The organism is Lacrimispora sp. YZC11 (assembly GCF_057543815.1).
On sequence record NZ_BAAJYQ010000016.1, the window covers coordinates 478,411 to 501,086 of the forward strand.

Annotated in this window: 19 protein-coding genes; 3 read left to right on the plus strand and 16 right to left on the minus strand. The window is 44.8% G+C overall.

The annotated features are described in order from the left end of the window. Positions 1-122 precede the first annotated feature (122 nt). The 6 genes from AC27IJ_RS17545 to AC27IJ_RS17570 form a co-directional block, all read right to left on the minus strand. A complete protein-coding gene (locus AC27IJ_RS17545) occupies positions 123-491 on the minus strand; it encodes a YkvA family protein (RefSeq protein ID WP_312444048.1) in 369 nt (122 codons plus the stop codon). A 184-nt stretch (positions 492-675) separates the two neighbouring features. Beyond that, positions 676-2,064 carry a sulfatase family protein gene (locus AC27IJ_RS17550; RefSeq protein WP_312444050.1) on the minus strand — a complete coding sequence of 463 codons (1,389 nt, stop codon included), beginning with the start codon at positions 2,062-2,064 and terminating at the stop codon, positions 676-678. Between the two features lie 29 nt (positions 2,065-2,093). Further along, positions 2,094-3,272 carry a glycoside hydrolase family 88 protein gene (locus AC27IJ_RS17555; protein WP_487149965.1) on the minus strand — a complete coding sequence of 393 codons (1,179 nt, stop codon included), beginning with the start codon at positions 3,270-3,272 and terminating at the stop codon, positions 2,094-2,096. Positions 3,273-3,295: 23 nt separating this feature from the next. Continuing rightward, on the minus strand, positions 3,296-4,123 hold the full coding sequence (locus tag AC27IJ_RS17560) for a carbohydrate ABC transporter permease (protein ID WP_312444053.1): 828 nt from the start codon (positions 4,121-4,123) through the stop codon (positions 3,296-3,298). Between the two features lie 12 nt (positions 4,124-4,135). Then, on the minus strand, positions 4,136-5,032 hold the full coding sequence (locus AC27IJ_RS17565) for a carbohydrate ABC transporter permease (protein WP_442913632.1): 897 nt from the start codon (positions 5,030-5,032) through the stop codon (positions 4,136-4,138). A gap of 115 nt (positions 5,033-5,147) precedes the next feature. Beyond that, positions 5,148-6,503, minus strand: coding sequence for an ABC transporter substrate-binding protein (locus tag AC27IJ_RS17570; protein ID WP_312501777.1), 1,356 nt, complete (start codon positions 6,501-6,503; stop codon positions 5,148-5,150). Between the two features lie 268 nt (positions 6,504-6,771). Between AC27IJ_RS17570 and AC27IJ_RS17575 the strand changes: the two genes are divergently transcribed. The 3 genes from AC27IJ_RS17575 to AC27IJ_RS17585 are packed head-to-tail and all read left to right on the plus strand — an operon-like array spanning position 6,772 to position 11,307. Then, entirely contained in the window at positions 6,772-8,532 is a 1,761-nt protein-coding gene (locus AC27IJ_RS17575; protein ID WP_487149968.1) for a sensor histidine kinase, read from the plus strand. Between the two features lie 29 nt (positions 8,533-8,561). Beyond that, on the plus strand, positions 8,562-10,184 hold the full coding sequence (locus AC27IJ_RS17580; protein ID WP_487149970.1) for a response regulator transcription factor: 1,623 nt from the start codon (positions 8,562-8,564) through the stop codon (positions 10,182-10,184). A 4-nt stretch (positions 10,185-10,188) separates the two neighbouring features. Continuing rightward, entirely contained in the window at positions 10,189-11,307 is a 1,119-nt protein-coding gene (locus AC27IJ_RS17585) for an anaerobic sulfatase maturase (protein WP_487149972.1), read from the plus strand. Between the two features lie 138 nt (positions 11,308-11,445). Here the strand turns inward: AC27IJ_RS17585 and AC27IJ_RS17590 are convergent, their stop codons facing one another. The 10 genes from AC27IJ_RS17590 to AC27IJ_RS17635 all read right to left on the minus strand — a co-directional run bounded on the left by AC27IJ_RS17590 (position 11,446) and on the right by AC27IJ_RS17635 (position 22,573). Next, positions 11,446-11,655, minus strand: coding sequence for a (2Fe-2S)-binding protein (locus AC27IJ_RS17590; RefSeq protein WP_487149973.1), 210 nt, complete (start codon positions 11,653-11,655; stop codon positions 11,446-11,448). A 141-nt stretch (positions 11,656-11,796) separates the two neighbouring features. Next, positions 11,797-12,090, minus strand: coding sequence for an N-acetyltransferase (locus AC27IJ_RS17595; RefSeq protein WP_312444067.1), 294 nt, complete (start codon positions 12,088-12,090; stop codon positions 11,797-11,799). A 5-nt stretch (positions 12,091-12,095) separates the two neighbouring features. Beyond that, positions 12,096-13,319 carry a threonine ammonia-lyase gene (gene ilvA / locus AC27IJ_RS17600; protein ID WP_312501783.1) on the minus strand — a complete coding sequence of 408 codons (1,224 nt, stop codon included), beginning with the start codon at positions 13,317-13,319 and terminating at the stop codon, positions 12,096-12,098. Between the two features lie 3 nt (positions 13,320-13,322). Beyond that, entirely contained in the window at positions 13,323-14,264 is a 942-nt protein-coding gene (gene ftsY / locus AC27IJ_RS17605) for a signal recognition particle-docking protein FtsY (RefSeq protein WP_312444071.1), read from the minus strand. An 11-nt stretch (positions 14,265-14,275) separates the two neighbouring features. Continuing rightward, positions 14,276-17,836, minus strand: a complete 3,561-nt coding sequence (smc, locus tag AC27IJ_RS17610) for a chromosome segregation protein SMC (RefSeq protein WP_312444073.1) — start codon at positions 17,834-17,836, stop codon at positions 14,276-14,278. A 150-nt stretch (positions 17,837-17,986) separates the two neighbouring features. Further along, entirely contained in the window at positions 17,987-18,718 is a 732-nt protein-coding gene (rnc, locus tag AC27IJ_RS17615; protein WP_312444075.1) for a ribonuclease III, read from the minus strand. A gap of 72 nt (positions 18,719-18,790) precedes the next feature. Beyond that, the gene (gene acpP, locus AC27IJ_RS17620; RefSeq protein ID WP_025232960.1) at positions 18,791-19,021 is read right to left on the minus strand and encodes an acyl carrier protein; all 231 of its coding nucleotides are present in this window, start codon (positions 19,019-19,021) and stop codon (positions 18,791-18,793) included. 19 nt (positions 19,022-19,040) lie between these two features. Continuing rightward, entirely contained in the window at positions 19,041-20,054 is a 1,014-nt protein-coding gene (gene plsX, locus AC27IJ_RS17625) for a phosphate acyltransferase PlsX (RefSeq protein WP_312444372.1), read from the minus strand. Between the two features lie 89 nt (positions 20,055-20,143). Beyond that, positions 20,144-21,499: an MATE family efflux transporter gene (locus tag AC27IJ_RS17630; RefSeq protein ID WP_312501786.1), complete on the minus strand. Its 1,356-nt coding sequence runs from the start codon at positions 21,497-21,499 to the stop codon at positions 20,144-20,146. A gap of 120 nt (positions 21,500-21,619) precedes the next feature. Continuing rightward, positions 21,620-22,573, minus strand: coding sequence for an ROK family protein (locus AC27IJ_RS17635; protein ID WP_487149978.1), 954 nt, complete (start codon positions 22,571-22,573; stop codon positions 21,620-21,622). Positions 22,574-22,676: the final 103 nt, after the last annotated feature.

Sequence of the window (22,676 nt, forward strand, 5' to 3'; positions counted from 1 at the left end):
ATGATTTAATGGTTGGAAGGAGAGCGCTTGCAGGACAAAGGCTCTGTACTCTGATTATGTTAAATAACAGCGCCAAAAATACTTTGCTATCGTTAACTGTCAATTAAATTTTAAAAGTTAATTCAAAAGAATATCGCTTTAATGATTAGCCAGAGAATCAGCATCCAAATTACCAAAACAGGAATTGCATAATACCATTTTTTCATTTTTCCGTTTTCCCACATACCTTCTGCTTCTCTTTTAAAGCGACTGAAAGTCTTCTCGGGTATGAGCTTCACGGTCAGTGCAATGAGCACGGGCAATATGATAATATCGTCCAAATACCCCAGTACCGGAATGAAATCAGGGATCAAATCAACAGGGGAAAGCGCATAGGCAACCGTTACTCCAGCCATAATTTTAGCTGCCAGCGGTGCTTCTTTGCTTTTCAGGCATAATAACAAAGCGGGAATTTCTGTTTTTAATTGGCTTGCTCTTTCTTTTAGATTCATATCATCCACCTCGTCAAATTCCTGATTTTTAGATAAAACCTATTATAGCAAACCCAACAATAAAAATATAGCACTTAATATTTAGAGAATAAATATAAAGTGCTATAAGATAAATTTTGACTTTGTCTGCAATCTGAGGGAACTGATAAAATAATCGGCTGCCTCCTATTTCATTAAACTTATCTTACCGGTTCCATAAAAACGGATCGTCCGTCTGATACAGGTAATTTTTAAGCGTTTCCCTGTATGCCAGTATTTCAGCTCTTTGGCAGTCCGGCTCCAGCAGCTCCGGATTCTTCTGATAAGGATCTTCTATATTATCATAAAGATATTCCTTTTGCTCCTCTCCCGGAGCATAACCGTTAAAAATGACATAGGTATAACGCTTATCTTTGATTCCTCTCCAGCCATAAGCCTTATGGCTGAGGCCTTTGTCGGAAAATGCCTTTACCATCTCCGCTCCGCCTGGATAAGAACAGATCAGCATATCCTGGGGCTCGTTCTCGTCCTCACCGAACATTCCTTTTACATGGCTGTAGCCCTCGCATGTCTCCGGTATCGGAAGTTCCAAAAGCTCCAGCACGGTAGGCATATGGTCCGGACTTGCAAAGATTCCATCATTGTCCACTGCCTTAATTTTCTCCTTCTGACGGATCATAAGGGGAATATGGATGGATTCCTCATACCAGATATTTTTACTCATCAGCCCGTGGGAACCAAGCATTTCCCCATGGTCCGCAGACAGGATGACAATGGTGTTTTCCTCCATATTATGATCCTTTAAATATTGAAGGATTCTTCCGAATTGCTCGTCAATCCCATGGATTGCAGCATAATATTGCCTTGTCTGGGTTTCTAAAAGCCCACCTTTTTCCCGCATCTCCTCCGGTACGTTATCCCGGTAATGGACTTCCAAATCCTTAAACTTCTCGTAATGCCGGTCCGGCACCAGTTCATAGGGAAGATGGGGCGGGTTATAGGATAAGAACAGCGCAAAAGGCTGCTCCTCCTCTTTTCTGGCTTCCATATATTCGATGGCCTTATCTGTTTCAAATTCCGCAGACCATTTCCCTGGTTTTATTTGTTTTTCATCATCCTGCCAGTAATGGGGATCCAGATGGTCATCCCAGGCTCCATAGGACAGCCAGTAATCAAACCCATGCCTTCTTTCCCCAGGCGGCGTATAAGCATCCCAGTCTTTAGCACCTGATTTTGGATCAGAGGTAAAGTTAAGCTCCGAGGCATCCAGATGCCATTTGCCAATATAGCCCGTACGATATCCTTCCGTCTTCAGCACATCTCCGATACAGAACTCCTGGGGCCTTAGCATGACCTTTTCTTCCAGTCCTATCTTGCAATTGGTCCACATCCCCACGCGGAAGGGGTATTTCCCTGTCATCAGCGAAGCTCTGTGAGGAGAACATAAGGGGTACGTACTGTAAGCATTGGTAAACCTCATGCTCTCCTGGGCAAAGGAGTCAATGTTTGGAGTCACCACCTGGTCCATGTTCATAAATCCCATGGCGTGAGCCCGCCACTGGTCGGCAAAGACATACAGCAGATTAGTTTTCATTCTTTTTTCTCCTTATTCTTCCACAGTTCCTACCAGTACAGCTCCCAGTCCTTTGAAAGCCTGGTAAGAGCCTCCATGTAAAAATAATCACCCCAGGTGTTGCACTCATCAACGCCCCGGTTCGTACAGGTATTCTCCTTGGAATCCCTGGCGTAGGTGCCATGAAGCAGCAGTCCGTTGGATTTTTTATAATCCTTGTTGGCGCATTGATCTGTCAGTGCCCTTAGCATCCGGTCAGCCGCATCTAAATATACCATGGCTTTATCTTTATCCAGATATTTTGCCATTTCCAGGATTCCGCAGACAGCAATGGCAGAAGCTGAGGAATCTCTCGGCTCTGTGCTTCCCGTATCAAAATCAAAATCCCAGTAAGGAACTAGATCATCCGGCAGGTGCTCGATAAAATAATCGGTTACACTGCAGAATAAATCCATGTATTCTGTATTTTTTAAATACCGGTAACTTAAGGCGATTCCGTATATGCCCCATGCCTGACCTCTGGCCCATGCAGAACCATTGCGGTTTCCCTGGTGGGTCACGCCATAAGTCGGTTCCCCTGTTTCCACATCAAAGAAATGAGTATGGTAAGTGGAATCATCGGGACGCAGAATGCATTTCATAGCAGTTCTAATGTGGTTCTCCGCCTTTTCTTCATAAGAAGGATCTCCCGTCACTTCCGTTGCCCAGTAAAGCAGAGGAAGATTTAACAGGCAGTCAATGATCAGCCTGTATTCCTTCGGCTCTCCCGGATTACCCCAGGCCTGAAGGAATTTTCCTTTCTCCCGGTAACGTTCTGCCAAATGATCCGCTGCCAACAGAGCCGCCTTTTTGGCGTGCTCATTGCCGGTCAGCTTGTAGGCTGCCACACAGGACAAGCTGAATAAAAACCCCATATCATGATGGTTTACGTCAATCTTGTTCTCGATTCTGTTAAGGAAGCTTTCTACCTGTACTTCCGCCGCTTTCCTGAATGCCTCATCAACCGTATGTTCATAAGACAGCCAGATCACTCCTGTCCAGAATCCTGTTGTCCATTCAACATTTTCTGTTGCTTCATAAAATCCGTTAAAACTGTTGGAAGACTGGAATTTATCCGTAAATACCGAAAGGTTTTCTTTGACGATCTTTACAGCATCATCAAGAGCCTTTTGAACCATGCCCTCTTCCATTCCAGGATAAGTTTTTATTTGTTCCAATGTCTGTGCCATTTGCTTCTCCCTTCCGTTTCCAGTTAGCCCTTGATTCCGCTGGCTGCAACGCCCTCTACAAAGAACTTCTGGCAGCTTAAGAATACAATGATAACCGGGATCAAAGAGCATACAGAGGCTGCCATGATCCATGCATAATCCGCTCCAAACTGGGATATAAACATCCGAATACCCAGCTGAATGGTCTTTAATTCCTTTGTCTTTAAATAAATCAACGGTCCCATGAAATCATTCCATACATTCGTAAACGTAAAGATGGTCAGGGTTGCCATTGCCGGCTTGCCAAGAGGAAATACGATCCTTCCGAATATGCCGTACTCGTTTAACCCGTCGATCCTGGCTGCTTCGCATAATTCGTCAGGAATACTGATATAAAACTGGCGGATTAAAAATACACCGAATGCGGAAAAGGCCTGCATCAGGATCAATCCTAAGTGGGTATCGTTAAGACCAAGCTTGGAAACCAGAATAAACTGGGGAACCATGTAAACCTGCCATGGAACGGCTATAGTGGTAACATACATAAGGAAGATTAAATCCCTGCCTTTAAAACGTGTCTTCGTAAAACCGTAAGCAGCAAAGCAGCTGGTGAACAGCTGGATTATGGTCGTGATGACCGTCAGCTTGGCGGTATTGATAAAGAAGGTCACAAGGGGCAGTTTCTTCCAGATAATTTTATAGTTCTCCCAATGCATTGAATCGGGCCACCATTTCATTGGTATGGAAAATACGTCTTTATTAAGCTTTAAAGAAGAAATTACCATCCAGTAAAACGGTACCAGCATGAAGAGGGATAAAGCAATCAATCCCAGATACAGAAGTATCCTTAAGTCCTTTGTTTTTGTTTTCATCGCTTTCCCTCCTTACATCAAATCCTTAGACCACTTTTTTTCACCTGCAAACTGAATCAGGGTGATAATAAGCACTACTGCAAACAGAACAATGGCTCCCGCACTTGCCGGTCCAAACTGCCAGCTGGTAAATGCCTTTTCATATATATAATTAACCAGGGTCTTGGTGGCGTTGCCGGGACCTCCGCCTGTCATAACATATACAAGGTCAAATACCTTAAAGCACTGGATCGTAAGCATGATCAGCACAAAAAATGTGGTGGGAGTCAACATGGGAATGGTAATATACCGAAGCTTCTGAAAGCCATTGGCACCGTCTATTCCGGCCGCTTCATAAAGAGATCCTGAGATTCCCTGAAGGGCTGCCAGATACACGATCATATAGTATCCCATATACTTCCATACACTGACCACGGAAATGGCCACCATAGCCCACTTCACATCCACAACCCACCTGGGCGGCTTTGAAATGCCGATGAATTTCAAGAATTCATTGATCGGCCCAAAATCCGGCTGAAACAGCATATTCCACACTGCTCCTACTGCCACGATAGAGGCAATATAAGGGAAATACAGCGCAGTACGGAAAATAGCGATTCCTTTTAACTTATTGTTCAAAAGAACTGCAAGTAAAAGCGACAGCACTAAGGTTGGGAATACCGTAAGCAATGCATATTGAATGGTGTGAACAAAGGATTGAACAAATATTCTGTCACTAAAAATCTGAGCAAAATTCTTTAAACCTACAAACTCCATGGGAGCCTGAGAGCCATCCCATTTCATTACACTTAAGACAAAAGAAAAAATTACAGGAATGAATACAAAAATAGCGTATCCGATTAAATTAGGCAGAATAAATGAATAACCAATCAGGTTACTTCGGATTGCCTTCATTTGATGAGACTTCATTGTCTTTTTTACTTCTTTCATACAGGGTTAACCTCCTTTTCACCTGCTTTTTGCCACAAAAAGAGCGCCTTGCTGTAATTTTAGAAAAGGCGCTCTCCGGGCAATTAATTATATTTTACCAGCCTTTGATCTCTGCAACACGTTTGTTCAGTTCTTCAATTCCCTGATCAACGGTATACTGCTTGATCATGATCATTTCATGAACTTCATCAAGTACCTTACGGATTTCTTCGATCTGTGGGTCTAAAGGACGGTCAAATGTATAGTGGGTATAAGACAGTGCTTCAATATTTGACTCTCCCTCTGGGAAGAACTGTGCGGAAGCGATGGTCTTTAAGGATTCCTCTGTCTGGATACCGGTAAATACGCCCTGTTCAGCCAGGATATTTGCTGCTTCTTTGCTTGTTGCAAACTTCACGAAATCCCAGGATAAGTCAGGCTCGTCAGTGTAAGCACTGATTCCAAGAGGAGTAAGAGCTCCTACCGTATAGCCAGCTTCTGCATCTGCAGGATGTGGGATCCTTGCGATACCCCAGTTAAAGGAAGTTTCATCTGCTGCACGGGACTGGATCATGGTTGCGATAAACCATGTTCCCATTGGCATCATAGCGCACTGCTGATTCTTAAATACAGAAGAGTAATGGATATTTGCTGTCTTTAAAGTTGAATAATCCTGAATATTGCCTTTATCCTGTAAGGAAAGAGCTGCCTCATACCATGGCTTTAAATAGGAATAATCCTTTTCAACAACAGTGTGCTTGCCATCCTGAACGGCCCAGTTTGTTACAAGTGCCTGCCAGGTGTGGTTATGTCCACCATAAACCTTTGAGCTGCCTTCTCCAGAAGTCATCTTTGATGCAAGATCATAATATTCATCCCAAGTCATATCATTGGAAGGATAAGCAACGCCTGCTGCGTCAAAAAGATCCTTATTGTAATATAACACATACCAGTCGGAACGATATGGAAGTCCGTAGGTAACTCCGTTGTACTGAAGCTGCTCAGCAGCGCCATTGTAAACAGATGTGTCAAAGTTATCTTTCTTCATAAAATCATCCAGAGGAAGAAGCTGCTTCTTATCTGCCATCTGAAGCATGGAGCCCATATCCTTTACCCAGATGATATCCGGATCCGGCTGTGCTGCGGATAAGCTGATTCCTAAGGAATTGTTGTATTCGTCAGCTGATGTATCAATGACTTTGATCTCTACATTAGGATTTTCTTTCATGTAGGCATCAACTACTGCCTGGAACTGTGGTGATGAATCGTAATCCCAAGTAGTAACGGAAAGAACTTTCTTCTCACCTGTTCCCTGTGCTTTGTCATCTGCTTTTGTTTCTTCTGCCTTCTCAGTTGTTCCTGCTGCTGTATCTGCCGCACTGCTCTCGGCTGTTTTGCTGCCGCAAGCAGTCAAAGATGCGCATACCATTCCGGCTGCTAACATCATAGTTAAAACCCGTTTTAATTTCATTAGATTGAAACCTCCCTTTTTTTAGAACTACGCGCGTGTGTTCTTTATGCTATAACGATACCAGATTTGAGTTCATATCGGAATAAACGATTTGCATAATTCTATTATTTTTTTAACCCCTACCAGGTTTTCGCAGATTCAAACATATATTTTATTCAGATTTTTATACTATTTTAAGATTAATTTCTATTTCATTGAATTTCTACGGAATAAAGGATATGATATTATTAATTAATTAAGAGACAGTGGCTCAGAAAGGATCCTTGCCATGCCCCGCACATTCCAGTACAAATTTCTTCTATATAATCTTCTGGTAGTTATAAGCATTGCCTGCGCCGTAAGCTTTTATAACTATCGCTCTTATTATAAGGATGCAATTCAGAACGAAACGGAAAATTCTGTCAACCGCATCCAGATTCTGTCCGACCGGATGGAAGTGGCCTATGAGGAAATGGTCAACATTGTTGTGACCTGTTCCGAAAGAAAGTCTTTATTTTCTGCTCCCTCCTTAAAACGGTCAGACAACGGTGAATCTGCTTATATTAAGCTGTACGCCTCCAATGTGTTGAAGGATTTCTGTGCAATTTCAGGATACAGCAAATATATTTATAAAATCGCACTTTATAACGATGGGGAGGTCCTGCAGGCAGGAAACGCCTATGGCTCCACTCACGATGTCTATGACATCCAAAGTGCTCCCTGGTTCCATGATTTGCTTTCCCGGGAAAATACACAGTATCTCCTTTCCCTTGAGGACAACCCTTTTTCTCCAACGAATTACACCCCAAAGCTTCTCCCTCTTTTAAGGCCTTTAAAATATGCCTACGGCAGCCAGCCGGAAGATGCGTGGATATTTCTGGCGATTTCTCCCCGCCTGTTTTCTGATACCTTAAATAGCATGGGGGATGGACAGATTCTCTATGCAGCCACTTTAGATGGAAGCATCATTTCTTCTGTAAATGGAAATGCTTATGATGTCTCCGATTTGCTGGTCACTTTTAAAAACCTTAAAGACCCTCAGGGCAATTTCCGCACCTTGCTAAACGGAAAGGACTGCATTATTTCCTATCAGAGACAAGCCGTCAGCGGGCTGATTTTCTTTCAGATCCTTCCAATTTCAGACCTTAACTTAGATCATGGCGTGATTGGGGGTACCATTGCCCTCATATTCTTTTTCTGCTGTGGCATCGGCCTTACTTTGTCCTGGTTTATATCCCGCCAGTTGAGCGCTCCAATCAGCCGTCTGAAAAAACGCCTGGAATTCATCTCTCAGGGAAACTTCAACCCGGACCGCTCCATTGAAACAGATGATGAAATCGGCAGTATAGGAAAACAGATTAACCAGATGTCCAACCGGATCTCCGACCTTTTGGAAACCAGACTTCAAAGCGAAAAAGAAAAAAGGGATTTAGAAATCAAAATGCTTCAGGCCCAGATCAATCCCCATTTCCTCTACAATACTCTGGATTCAATCAAATGGATCGCAACCATGCAGAAAAACAGCGGGATTGTCCAGGTGGTCACTGCCCTCTCCTCTCTGCTAAAGAACATGGCAAAGGGATTCAATGAAAAAGTAACCCTCCGTCAGGAATTGGATTTTTTGCAGAATTATGTTATTATAGAGAAGATCCGGTATATTGAACTTTTTGATGTGACCACCCAGGTTGACCAGGAAGTTTTATACGATGCCAAAATTGTGAAACTGACCCTTCAGCCTCTTGTGGAAAACGCCATCTTTAACGGGATCGAACCAAGCGGAAGAAACGGGCTGATACAGATACATGCTTTTGCTGGAAACGGCGTTCTCTATATTACAATAAGGGACAACGGCATCGGCATTTCCCCGGAGGGCATTGATACACTGCTGACAGATACTTCCCGCATCACGAGAAGCAACATGAGCGGAATCGGCCTTCCAAACGTAGACAGGAGATTAAAGCTTGTTTACGGAGAAGAATACGGATTAAAACTGGAAAGCGAATTAGACCAATACACATTGATTACCATTGCCCTTCCTCTGGAATTTTAGAAGGGCTGACAAAGGGGTATAAAGACAGCATGTACCGAATTATTATTATAGACGACGAGCCGCTCATACTAGCTGGCATCGCTTCCCTGATCATATGGGAAAACTATGAATGCACTATTATTGGAAAGGCAACCAACGGCCCTTCTGCCTATGACATGATCATGGATCTTCATCCGGATATCGTCATAACGGATATCCGGATGCCCGTGCTGAACGGTTTGGATCTGGTGGAAAAATGCAAGGAAAACGGCTGTGACTTTGCTTTTATTGTATTAACGAACCTGGAGGAATTCCATCTGGTGAAAAAGGCCCTCTCACTGGGCGCTTCCGATTATCTGGTGAAAATCGATCTCAATGAAGAGGCTCTTGTGGCCGCTCTGGAACGGGCCAAGGAGGCCTTTGACCTGCTGGCAAATAAGCAGCACCGGCTTTTGGACAGCCAGCTTAAGAATAACCAGGAGGATCTGGCAAAGACAGCGTTCCGCCGTCTTTTTCTTTCCCAGGAGAAAGTTTCTGATATCCCTGAAGAACTGGAGGCGCAGTATCCGGCTCCTTTTGTCATCCTGTTTTCCTTAAACCCTATCCACATTGACTTTGAAACAGGCGGTGGAAGCTATGACCTGCATTCCGTCAGCAGGCAGCTTATCGATATACTGGGCGGAATTGCGGCAAGATTTTTCTTTCATTTTACCGTCCTGGAATACCGGCAGGATACCTTTCTCATTACAGCTTCCTTAAAAAAGGAAGCCTTTTCCCAAAGCGTTATAAGGGAATTCTGCCAGAAGTTCAGCGTTGCTTTAAAGACTTATTTTGAACTTTCCGCCGTTTACGGCGTCAGCAGGGCAAAAGAAAAGATTTCAGAGCTTCCGCAGGCATTCTCAGAAGCCTTGACGGCACTGGACTATTACTACTTTGACTCTTCATCCCCGGTGGTATTTTACGAAGGACAGACCTCTCACTTCAGCCAGGCAAAGAAATTCAATATCAATGTATTTAAAAAGGAACTGGCTGCTTATATCAGCCAGAATGATAGTGAAAAGCTGGCCACCATCTTTGAGGAAATCATCACCCTGTTCCGGGATAACAGGCCTCGTAAGGAACAGGCCACCAGCGCCTGCATCAACATTTACACCTATCTCTATTCATTTTTTGAAACAGGGGATGACAGCTATCAGGAGATCTTCCCTTACACCATCAACATTGCTGAACAGCTGAATCATTTTAACAGCCTGGAAGACATCTTAGAATGGCTGAGAAGCTTCTGCCACAAGCTGTGCCGACTTTTGGAGGACCGGAAATCCACCCGTTCCGACAAGCTGGTGGAACTGGCCAGAAGCTATATTAAGGAGCATTACATGGAAAAGCTGACCCTGGCCGATGTCGCGGAAGCTTTAAACATAAGCTCCGGGCATTTAAGTAACACCTTTAAAAAACTGACAGGGACCACCTTATCCGATTATATTGCCCAGGTCAAGATACAGCATGCCATGGAACTTATTGATACCCACCAGTACTTAATGTATGAAATCTCTGATAAACTGGGGTTTGATAATCCCTATTACTTCAGCAAGGTATTTAAAAAGGTTACTGGCATATCACCAAGAGAACACGAAAACCGGATCACCTATCCGTTTACTGATGAAGGGAGTTAAATCCATGCCTCCAGTCAATCTTTTGATCAAACCGGCTTCCGGTATGTGCAACATGAGATGCCATTATTGCTTTTATCACGACATCACGGAAAAACGAGAACAAGGCTCTTATGGCTTTATGTCGGATGAAACTTTAAAAAATGTCATAAAAAAATCCCTGGACTACGCGGACACTTCCTGCACCATCGCCTTCCAGGGAGGGGAACCAACACTTGCCGGTCTTCCTTTTTTTGAGGAGGCTGTAAGACTTTCAAAGGAATATAATAATAAAAATCTGGAAATACATTTCGCCCTTCAGACCAACGGCTATGGCCTGGGCCCGGAATGGGCGGAATTTTTTGCAAGAGAACATTTTCTGGTGGGGATCTCCGTAGACGGGACCATACATACCCATGATGCCTACCGGAAAAACGGAAACGGCAGCGGCACATTTTTAAATATCATGAAAACAGTGGACTGGTTCAACAGGTATGGAGTGGAATATAACATCCTTACAGTGGTGAACCGGAGAACCGCTTCCTCCATTGGAAAGATTTACCGGTATTATAAGAAAATGGGCTTTTCTTACCTACAGTTCATCCCCTGTCTGGATCCTCTGGATGCCGCTCCGGGAACCATGGAATATTCCCTTACACCGGAGTTATACGGGCAATTCCTGTGTGATTTGTTTGACCTATGGTATGAGGACTTTAGCGCCGGAAGGGAAATCTACATCCGCCAGTTCTATAATTATCTCTCTCTTTTATTGACAGGGAAAGCAGAAGCCTGTGACATGAACGGTTTTTGCAGCATTCAAAACGTTATCGAAGCCGACGGTGAGGTATATCCCTGCGACTTCTTTGTTCTGGATGAATACAAGCTGGGCAATTTAAACAATGCCGGTTTTGATGAGATACACAAAAAACGGATGGAAATCGGTTTTCTTTCTCCCCAGAAAGCGCCTGACAGCCAGTGCCAGGCCTGTACTTACTCTCCACTGTGCAGGGGCGGCTGTTACCGCCACCGCGTCATGTCCCTGGAAGAAACCAGCCGCAATTACTTCTGCAAATCCTATCAGATGTTTTTTGACCATTGCCTTCCAAGGCTTATGCAGATTGCAGAAAAAATCAATCATTCATCATAACATGGAATTGAATAGTTAAAACTTTACCAATATGAGAAATAAAGCAGTACCGGATAGTAATTTTCCGGTACTGCTTCTTAATGTAATTAAAACAATTTTTCTCTCCCTATGCTTACCATTCTTTATTTAATTCTTTATTTAATTCTCTACTTTATATTGTTCTATAATCTCTATAATTGTTGGAGAACAACACATTCCCCTTGGACTTAGTTCTTTGCATTTTCCTAAAGTGCAGGCACCTGTCATTTTCCTGATATCATCTAACGTTTTTGCACCATTAACTAATGCATTTATAATTTCCCTCTTTGTAACCTTCGAACAATAGCATATAATTTTTTCGTGATCCATTGTTTTGCTCCTTTTCTCTTGTTTGATAACCGGAAATCCGAAATATCTCAAAGATAAAAATTACTTTATATAAGCTTGTAGTTTTCTTTGTATGTTCATTTTATTGACTTCAAATTATGCTCCTATTGGCTATCTTATTTTTTAGCTGAAATATAGATTTAAGTTATCATCGTTACAATAAGTTTCATACGGTTCTGCTATTCTATCTTTATACCAGACACCTTTGCCGTCAGGCATATAGCCACGCTTATGATACATTCTTTGAGCACTGCCATATCCGCTGTGTAAACCTACTCCAAGATAAACTATATCCGCATATTTTGAAGCAATTTCCTCTGCAGCATCCATTAGTTTAGAACCTAAAACGGATAAAAGCACGGTAAAATCCCGTGCTTTTATTGTGTATACGGATTCCCATTTTGTATTATGGATCATGATTCTCAATCCCCGTAAGTCCCTTTTGATTTAACCAGCTTCGGCCGATAACCCGCTGCCGTAAGCGATGCCATAATGGTATTCTTATGTTCTGTTCCAAATGCCTCCAGGGTAATGCGAAGTTCCACTGCCGCATTCCGGTTGATGCTGATAAACTGGTTGTGCTCCAGACGGATGACATTTCCCTGTTCTTTTGCAAGGAGTGCGGACACCTTTGCAAGCTCTCCTGGTTTATCCGGAAGAAGAATGGATACCGTAAAGATGCGGTCTCTCTGCATCAGGCCCAACTGGACAATGGAAGCCATAGTGATTACATCCATGTTTCCTCCGCTTAAGATGGAAACTATTTTTTTATTATCTACGTTCATATGCTTTAATGCGGCAACCGTTAAAAGTCCTGAATTCTCCACGATCATCTTATGGTTCTCAACCATGTCAAGGAATGCCACGATCAGCTCAGAATCTTCTATCGTGATGATTTCATCCACATTTTCCTGGATGTAGGGGAAAAGCTTTCCTCCCGGACATTTCACGGCAGTTCCGTCTGCAATTGTATTGACGCCCGGAAGGGAAACCACCTTTCCCTGACGTAAGGATTCCTGCATACAGTTGGCACCTGCCGGCTCCACGCCGATGATCTTGATCTTGGGGTTTAACATCTTGGCCAGAGTGGAAACTCCGGTACAAAGACCGCCTCCTCCAATGGGAACCAGGATATAATCAACGGTAGGAAGTTCCTTGATGATCTCCATGGCAATAGTTCCCTGTCCGGCCGCCACGTCTAAGTCATCAAAGGCATGGACAAAGGTAAGTCCCCGTTCTTCTGCAAGCTGGTAGGCGTAATTGCATGCCTCATCAAAGACGTCGCCTTCCAGAATGACCTCCGCACCATAGCCCTTGGTACGGTTCACTTTCATCAGGGGTGCAGTGGTGGGCATAACGATGGTCGCCGGAATGCCGGCCAGCTTAGCCGCATAGGCTACTCCCTGGGCGTGATTACCTGCAGAGGCAGCAATAAGACCTTTGGATTTTTCTTCTTCCGACAGGGTGCTGATCTTATAATAAGCCCCTCTCACCTTGTAAGCGCCGGTATACTGCATATTTTCCGGCTTGAAATATACCTTGTTGCCGGTTTGGGTGGAGAAATACTCGCTGTATACCAGTTTCGTTTCCAGAATTATTTTGCTAACGGCTTCTGATGCTTCTTCAAACTTTTCCAATGTCAACATACTTTACGCCTCTTCTTTCTCTTCTACGTGAAACAATGCGCTTACAAATTCTTTTGCATTGAATTTCTGCAGGTCATCAAGTTTCTCTCCTACCCCAATATATTTTACAGGAATTCCCAGCTCCGACTGGATAGCGACCGCAATTCCCCCTTTCGCGGTTCCGTCAAGCTTTGTAAGGATAATCCCGGTAATATCAGCAACCTCCATAAATTGCTTTGCCTGGACAAGAGCATTCTGTCCTGTGGTCCCATCCAGCACTACCAGAGTTTCCCGGTACGCCTCAGGGTATTCCTTGTCAATGATCCGGTTGATCTTTTTCAGCTCTTCCATCAGGTTTTTCTTGTTATGCAGGCGGCCTGCGGTATCACAGATTAAAATATCCGCATGCCTGGATTTTGCCGCAGCAACTGCATCATAGACAACTGCCGCCGGATCAGAGCCTTCCTGCTGGGCAATGATGTCCACGCCTGCCCTTTTGGCCCACTCGCTTAGCTGCTCAATGGCTGCCGCACGGAACGTATCCGCCGCAGCTACGATCACCTTTTTTCCGTCATCCTTCATCTGCCCGGCCAGCTTGCCCACTGATGTTGTCTTTCCCACTCCATTTACACCGATGATCAAAAGAACGGACCGCTGTTTTTCAAATTCATAGGCATTTTCCCCCAAATCCATCTGTTCCATGATGCTGTCCATAAGAAGCTGTTTGCATTCCAGCGGATCCTTGATATTTTGTTCTTTTATCTTTCTTCTCAAATCCTCCATGATTGACATGGTGGTCTGGATTCCTAAATCTCCCATGATCAGGATCTCTTCAATTTCCTCATAAAATTCATCATCAATGGCTGAAAAACCGCTGAATATGGAATCCACGCCTGCAATGATGTTATCTCTTGTCTTCTGCAGCCCAGCAACCAGCTTCCCAAAGAATCCCATTTTCTCACTCATAGTCGGCCTCCTTAACTTTCTAAATCTTCTTCAATCAGGTTTACAGATACAAGCGTTGAAACGCCCTTCTCCTGCATGGTAATACCATACAGACGATCTGCAGATACCATGGTACCACGTCTGTGTGTAATAACAATAAACTGCGTATATTTTGTCAGCTTATGCAGGTATTTTGCAAAACGGTCCACATTGGAATCATCAAGGGCTGCTTCGATCTCGTCCAGAAGGCAGAATGGAGAGGGTTTTAAGTTCTGGATTGCAAACAGCAGCGCAATGGCCGTCAATGCCTTTTCCCCGCCGGAAAGCTGCATCATATTTTGAAGCTTCTTGCCGGGAGGCTGGGAGATGATCTGAATTCCCGCTTCCAGGATATCCTCATCTTCCACCAGCTCCAAAGCGCCCCGTCCTCCTCCGAAAAGTTCCTTGAACACCTTGTCAAACTCCATCCGTATTTCACGGAATTTTTCCTCGAATTGTTTTCTCATTCCCGTATCCAGTTCATCGATGATCTTTAACAGAGTGCCCTCTGCAGTTACCAGATCATCGTGCTGGGTCTTCATGAATTCATAACGCTCTGATACCTCTTTGTAATCCTCAATGGCATTGACATTGACATTGCCCAGCTTCCTGATCTCCTCTTTCAGAGACTGGATCATGCGCTTGATCTCAGGCAGTGACGTCCATTCCTGGTTCCTCAAATCCTTTGCAGTGGAAAAAGTCAGTTCATATTCATTCCACATGTAATTGATATGGCCCTCCAGCCACTCATCCAGCTTTTCTTTCTGGCTTTGCAGGCGGAAGAGTTCTTTATCCAAAAGGCTGATCCTTCCCGTAAGTTCCTCCCTTTTTCGGAACAATTCCTTCTGCTCCCTGGAACTGGCCTCTTTTTGTGTGGACTTCTCGTTTATGATTCCTTCCAGCTCATCTGAGTATCTCTTTTCCTCCTGGATTTTGCCCTTTAATGCTTCAATTTCCTTTTCTTTCTCTTCGATAATGGAATTGGAGCCATGGGTCCCGTTTGAAAGACCGGATAGCTCTTCCTCCAGACGATGGATTTCTTCCTTTACACGCCGGATATTTTCCAGTTCAAAATCATCTTTTTGCTTTAAACTTGAAGTTTTCAGCTGGACTGACGATAAGTCCTTGGAATGCTGTTCCCGGTCTGCTCTGGCAGTTTCAAGCCGGCCGTTTAAACGTTCCAGCTCTCCGACTGTTTCCTGATTCTGCATTTCCAGTTTATTAATAGATGAAAGAAGCTCCTGCTGGCTGGCACTGATTTCACGTATCTGTACTTCAAGCTGGCCGTTTTCCCGCTCTAAGTCTCCGTAAGATTCCTTGATTTCTTCTTTTTTATCTTCAATCCGGCGTATATTTATTTTAACCGTATTTTGTTTTAAATAAAGCTGCTGTTTTTCCGTCCGGATCTTTTCCAGTTCTTCCCTGCTTTCCCCAAGGAGTCCCTCGTTCAACACCAGTTCTTTTTCCAGCCGCTCCACATCTGTAAGAGCCTTGGAGCAGATCCCTTCCAGTTCCTCCATCTCACGCTTACGCCCTAAAAGGTTGCTGGCATTTTTAAAGGCGCCGCCCGTCATTGATCCGCCTACGCTGAGGAGCTCTCCTTCCAGCGTTACGATCCTGAAAGAATACTGGTACTTTTTTGCAAGTGCGATGGCGTGTTCAATGGTATCCACCACAACCACACGGCCCAGAAGATAATTTAAAAGGCCTTGATACCGGCCATCCGCTTCCACCAGGGTATTGGCAAGCCCCAAAACTCCCGGTTCCGTAAGAGCCCTGTCCTGGCGGAAGGAATCTCTGTTGCCGACGCTGGTTAAGGGAAGGAAGGTGGCTCTTCCATACCGGTTTTTCTTTAGATATTCAATAAGCTGCTTGGCAGTTTCTTCTGAATCAGTAACAATATTCTGAATGCTTCCGCCAAGAGCGGTCTCAACGGCAATTTCATATTTTTTCGGCACTTTGATTAAATCCGCTACAACCCCGTGAATGCCGTGGATCCGGTCCCTTACCTCCATGATACGGCGGATGCTGCCGCCATAGCCTTCATACCGTTCAGCTAAGTTTCTTAAAGATTCCAGCTTTGTATAACTGGTATGATACTCCTGCTGTTTGTCATTTAAGTTTTTGTTAAGCCGTTTGACCTCGCCTTCCAGCTCCTCTGCCCGGTTCTCACTGAACGCCTGGGCTTCCTGGCTTTCCGAGATTCTGGTTTCTATCTCATCTGCTTCCTTTTGAAGAGCTTCCAGCCGTTCATCCTGCTCCGACTCATCACTTTTAAATTTTAACAGCTTCTGGCAAACCTCAGAACGGCGCACATCTACCTGTTCCAGCATGGTTTCATACCGCTGCTGTTTTGCGGTCAGAGAAGCTTTTTCATTGAGGATGTCAATGATGCCGCTCTTTCCTTCCTCAATCTGCTGTTCAAAAAGGTGGATTTTCTCATCTTCTGAACACAGGACTTCTTCCGCTTCTTTAAGTTCATTTACTGCGGATTTCACCTGGCCGGCAATCAGGGAACGTTCCTCCTCATAAGTGGCAGCCTGAGCCATTTTCATCTGGATTTCAGCATGGATAGCCCTCATGCGTCCGGCAATGTGCTCCGCATTCATCTGCTCCGTATTGATCTGTTCCTTTAATACATTGATCCGGCCTTCCAGGCTTCCCATTTCCATGTTGGATTTATTTTTCTCATTCCCGGCTTTGCTGATAGCCTCCTCCAGCTCCGCTAAATATGTATCCAGAACATCATATTCTTCCCGGATCCCTTCCGATGTCTGCTTTGCCTCCTCCAGATCATGGGATACAATGGTATCCTTTTCCTGGTTTTCCTTCAACTGTACCTGGATGCCCTCAGTCTCCATCAGGAACTGGTTGACATCGTATTTTTTTAAATCTTCCTTTAAACGGAGATATTCCTTTGCCGCCTCAGATTGCCTTCCCAGAGGGCCTACCTGCTTTTCAAGCTCTGTGAGAATGTCATTGACACGGATAAGGTTTTGTTTTTCATTTTCAAGCTTCTTCTGGGCGATGAGCTTTCGCCGTTTAAATTTAACAATGCCGGCGGCCTCATCAAATAATTCTCTGCGCTCCTCCGGTTTTCCGCTTAAAATTTTATCAATCTGTCCCTGTCCGATGATGGAGTAGCCTTCCTTTCCGATACCGGTATCATAGAACAATTCATAAATATCCTTTAAACGGCAGGCACTGCCATTGATCATGTACTCACTTTCACCGGAACGGTATACTCTCCGGGAAACTGTTACCTGGTCGTAATCAATAGCCAGATGGTGATCGGAATTATCAAGGGTAATGGCAACATAGGCAAAGCCCTGGGGTTTTCTCAGTTCTGTTCCGGAGAAAATCACATCCTGCATGTTGGAGCTTCGAAGCTGCTTTACCTTTTGTTCACCAAGCACCCAGCGCACGGCATCGGCGACATTGCTCTTGCCGCTGCCGTTAGGGCCTACGATGCCGGTGATCCCATTATGAAATTCAAAGACGATCTTATTGGCAAAAGATTTAAAACCCTGGATTTCAATACTTTTTAAATACATAGTTCACGCCGACAGGCTCTACTGGGCCTGCCCTTTCTTTTCCTATTTACTGTCCATGCTTTCTGGACATAGAGGGATACCCGCAGGGTGTTTCCTATTTACTGTCCATGCTTTCTGGACATAGAGGGATACCTGCAGGGTGTTTCCTATTTATTGTCCATGCTCTCTGGACATAGAGGGATGCCCGCAGGGTGTTTCCATATTCTTAAGGCTGAGAATCCCATGATAGGCAGCCACCTGCTCCGCTGCCTTTTTGGTCCGTCCGGTTCCCTGGCCGATTATCTCCTGGCCAATAAGGACCTGAGCCTCAAATACCTTGTTATGATCCGGTCCCTCTTCCCGCAAAAGCTCATAGCTCAAGGGCTCTTCTGTCTTACTCTGTACGATCTCCTGCAAGATAGTCTTGCTATCATAAAAGAGCTGCTTATGTTCCAGATCATTCATAATGAAACGAAGGATAAACTCTTTTGCATTAGCAAAACCACCGTCCAGATAAATGGCCCCAATCAGCGCTTCCATAGCATCCGATACAATCGACGCACGCCCCCTGCCTCCGGTGGCCTCTTCTCCCCTGCCCAAAAGAAGATATTCTCCAAGCCTTATATCCTCTGCACAATAGGCAAGGGTCGGCTCGCAGACAATGCTGGCGCGTATCTTTGTCAAATCCCCCTCCGGTCTTTCCGGATACTTGTGATACAGGCAGTCACTGGAAACCACTTCCAGCACAGAGTCACCTAAAAACTCCAGGCGTTCGTTGCATTCCAGCTTATTTAACCGGTGTTCATTGGCATAGGAGCTATGAGTCATTGCCTGTGTCATGAGACGCCTGTCCGAAAAACGGTAGTCGATCCGCTCCTCCAGTTCTTTTAAATTCTTGCTCATCATACACCTCTTCTTATTATGAAAGAGGGTGCTGCGGACAGACCTAAAAGTCCCCGGCAGCACCCACATCTATTAATTTAAAGCATTCTTGATCTGTTCTACTGCGTCATTGACACTTACGATGTTTTCTGCCACTTCCGTTGGAATCTCAATATCAAATTCCTCCTCAATGCCCATAATAATCTGGAACACATCAAGGGAGTCAGCACCAAGGTCATCCACAAATGTGGAGTTCATGGACACCTCATCCGGCTCAATATTTAATACCTCTGCAATTATGTTTTGTAACTTCTCAAATTCCATCTCTTTTCCTTCCTCTCTCCTATTCTTGATTTTCATCATTCTTTTTAAGACTTTCTCTTATCTTATCATTAATTCCCTGTTCTTTGAAGGTTACGCACTGAAGTATGGAGTTCTTCACTTCTGTTGCCTTTGAATTCCCATGGGTTTTTACAACCAAGCCATTCAGTCCCAGAAGCGGTGCTCCGCCGTGCTGAGATGCATCAAATGATTTTAGGCTTTCCTTCAAAGCAGGTTTTACTAGCAAAGCTCCGATTTTGCTCCTTAAACTTCCCATCATACCGCGTTTTACCTTATCGATTAAGGTTGCTCCTACTCCTTCGTAAAGCTTCAGGATTACATTGCCTACAAATGCCTCACAAACAATGACATCTGCACCGCCATGCGGAATCTCCCTGGCTTCAATGCTTCCGGTAAAATGGATATCCTTGCACTCCTTTAACAGTGGAAAGGTTTCTTTTACAAGCGCATTTCCCTTTTCCTCTTCTGCGCCAATATTGACGATAGCCACTCTTGGATTCTTAACTCCCACTACATGCTCCATGTAAAGGGATCCCATTCTGGCAAACTGTACCAAATGAGATGGTCTGGCATCCACATTGGCTCCGCAGTCAATCAGCAGGGAAACTCCTTTTTCCGTTGGAATAAGCGGAGCCAGCGGTGGTCGTTCCACCCCTCTTATCCGTCCGACAATCACCTGTCCACCAACCAGTATGGCACCAGAGCTGCCAGCCGATACAAAAGCATCCGCCTCCTTCTGTTTTACCAGATTCATCCCCACAACGATGGAAGAATCTTTCTTCTTTCGTATGGCATTAACCGGAGGTTCATCCGTCTCGATTACCTCTGACGCATTCACAATCTGTATCTGATCCTTTTGATACGTATGTTTCTTCAGTTCTTCTGATACAATATGCTCCTGCCCTACTAAGAGAACCTGGATTTCTTTATTCGCGTTTACCGCCTCTACGGCTCCGGCAACCATCTCTGCCGGTGCATAGTCGCCGCCCATGGCGTCAACAGCTACTTTTATCATCATGATTCTCCTTTCAGATATCGCCTAAGATAATCTATTACATAATATACTAAATATTATACTATAAATCAATAATAATATTGAGAAATTTAAAGGCTTCGGGAAACCAACCTTTTTTCCACCTTTTTCATGACGAACAAATAGGAAATTCCTGTAAACAGCGCCGCACTGACCCAGGCCGCCGGGTCACAGGCGCAGGACAGAGGAAAGCTGAGCAGCCGCATGGCCAAAGCAGCTGTTGCTAACCTTGCTACCAACTCCACCACTCCGCCCATCATGGGCAGAAAGCCATGGCCGCAGCCCTGCATGGTATTTCTGAATATGAAAATCGTTCCCAAGGGAATATAAAAGGCGGCGCACAGATAGATATAGGTTTTCGCCCAGGGCAGCATGGCCGAAATGTCCACATTGCCGGAAAAAAACAGACTTAAGGCAAAGGGAATCGTCAGGCAAATGACTGCCGAACAAAGCACGGAATAGGCGCCCCCTATCCCCAGCGCAACCTTGACGCCATAACGGATCCTTTTAATATCTCCCTTACCATAGTTCTGTCCGGAATAGGTAGCCATAGTCTGTCCCGTGGCGATCATTCCCTGGACTACAAGATTCTGAAACTTGTTGGCTGCCGTATATGCCGCAACAGCCGTTGAGCCAAATAAGTTAATGGCCGACTGCATGATTATGGTTCCAGAGGCAGTGATCCCAAACTGGAGAGCCATAGGAATTCCCACGGAAAGCTGATGCCTTGTATCCGCACTGGTAAGCTTCCACTGGTTCTTATCAGGAGCCAAAGCCGGGACCTTCTTATAAATGTATAAAATACAAAGAACTGCAGATATACCCTGTGATACATTGGTAGCCCATGCCGCCCCTGCCACTCCCATTTGAAAGACGATAACAAAAAGAAGGTCCAATATTAAATTCAAGCCTGAGGAAAACGCCAAAAACAAAAGAGGGACCCGGCTGTTTCCCACTGCTCTTAAAAAGGAAGAAAACAGGTTGTAAATTATGTTGGTAACGATCCCTATGCATATGATTGAAATATAGGTATATGCATCTTCGAAAATGTTATCAGGCGTATTCATCAGCCGTAGCAGAGGTTTCATGAAGAAAAGGCTTATGGCCGTCATGAGTATTATGACAAAGGCTGACAGGATGGTGCCATTGGCTACGGAGTGCCTTGCTCCCTTTTCATCGCCCGCCCCAAACCGTTGACTGGTGAGGACTGTAAATCCCGTACTCATTCCCTGAGAAAATCCAATGACTAAAAACATGATGGTTCCCGTAGAGCCAACCGCCGCCAATGCGTCAGGTCCGACAAAACGGCCTACGACAATCGTATCGACCATGTTATAGAGCTGCTGGAAGATATTACCAATGAAAAGGGGGAGCGTAAATTTTAAAATGACGGAAAGAGGATTTCCTTTTGTCATATCAGTTTCCATAATCTTCATCCTTTGTCCATGTATTATGCCAGCTCTTTCCAGGTGGCGCAAACGTTATTTTACCATGTTCCCTGTCTGTTGTCACCGTTCTTTTGAAAAAATATGGAAATGATTCTTTGCTCATTCATAAACCGCAGCCATAACGGCTCCATAATCCCCTATCCTCTCTCCTAACTGGGCAGGTACGATCCTGCACGCGGCGGCCGAAGATGCAAGAGCCTCCCTTCGTATTTCCTCCCACATGGCTGTTTCCATGTATTCATGTGCTCTTGCATATATGCTGCCGGCCACTATTACCTCCGGGTTCAGGATATCAATAAGCATGGACAGTCCTAATCCAAAATACCTACCCGACTCACTCAGTAATTCTGTGGCATCCTTATGGCCTGCTCTGGCGGCTTCCGCCACATCCTTTGCCTTGATCTCCTCCTTTTCTCCTGTCAGGAAGGAAGCCTTTTTTCCCTCCTTTTCCATCTTCTCCGCTTTATCTATTGCCATTTGACGGATTCCGCCGCCGCTGCAAAATCCTTCCAGGCTCCCTGCCTTTCCGTATCCCACCGGCCCATCCTCCTTAAGGCGTACATGGCCCACTTCTCCTGCCATACCGCATACTCCTGTATATAAACGCCCATTCAAAATCAATCCTGCACCAAGGCCGGTTCCGAAAGTGAGGAATACCATATGAAGAGATCCCTTTCCAGCCCCATATTTCCATTCTGCAAGGGCGCAGGCATCGGCATCGTTTAACATCCTGGCTGGCATCCGGAGCTTTTCTGACAGATAGGAAACAACAGGAACTTCGACCCATCCCGACAGGTTAGGCGGAGAGCAAATGATCCTGCGGTCAGGACTCAAAGGCCCACCGCAGGATATCCCGATACGGCAGTCAGACCGGGAGACTCCATGGGTTTCCAGCATCTTTTCCCCATAAACGCATAAGGTGTCCAGCACTGTTCTCCAGTCTGATGTTGTCTGTATTTCCTTCCGATCATTCCATATAATAGCATCGCCCTCCAGGCGGCAAAGAAACACCGCACACTTTGTTCCTCCTATATCAAATCCCATTATATGCATCGTAATACCTCAGTCCTTCTATTATTATAAGTAAATTCGAATCACCTGACGGCTCGTCGTACGGCTCTCTTGCCTTCGTTAAGAAAAATATGCCAACAGAGCA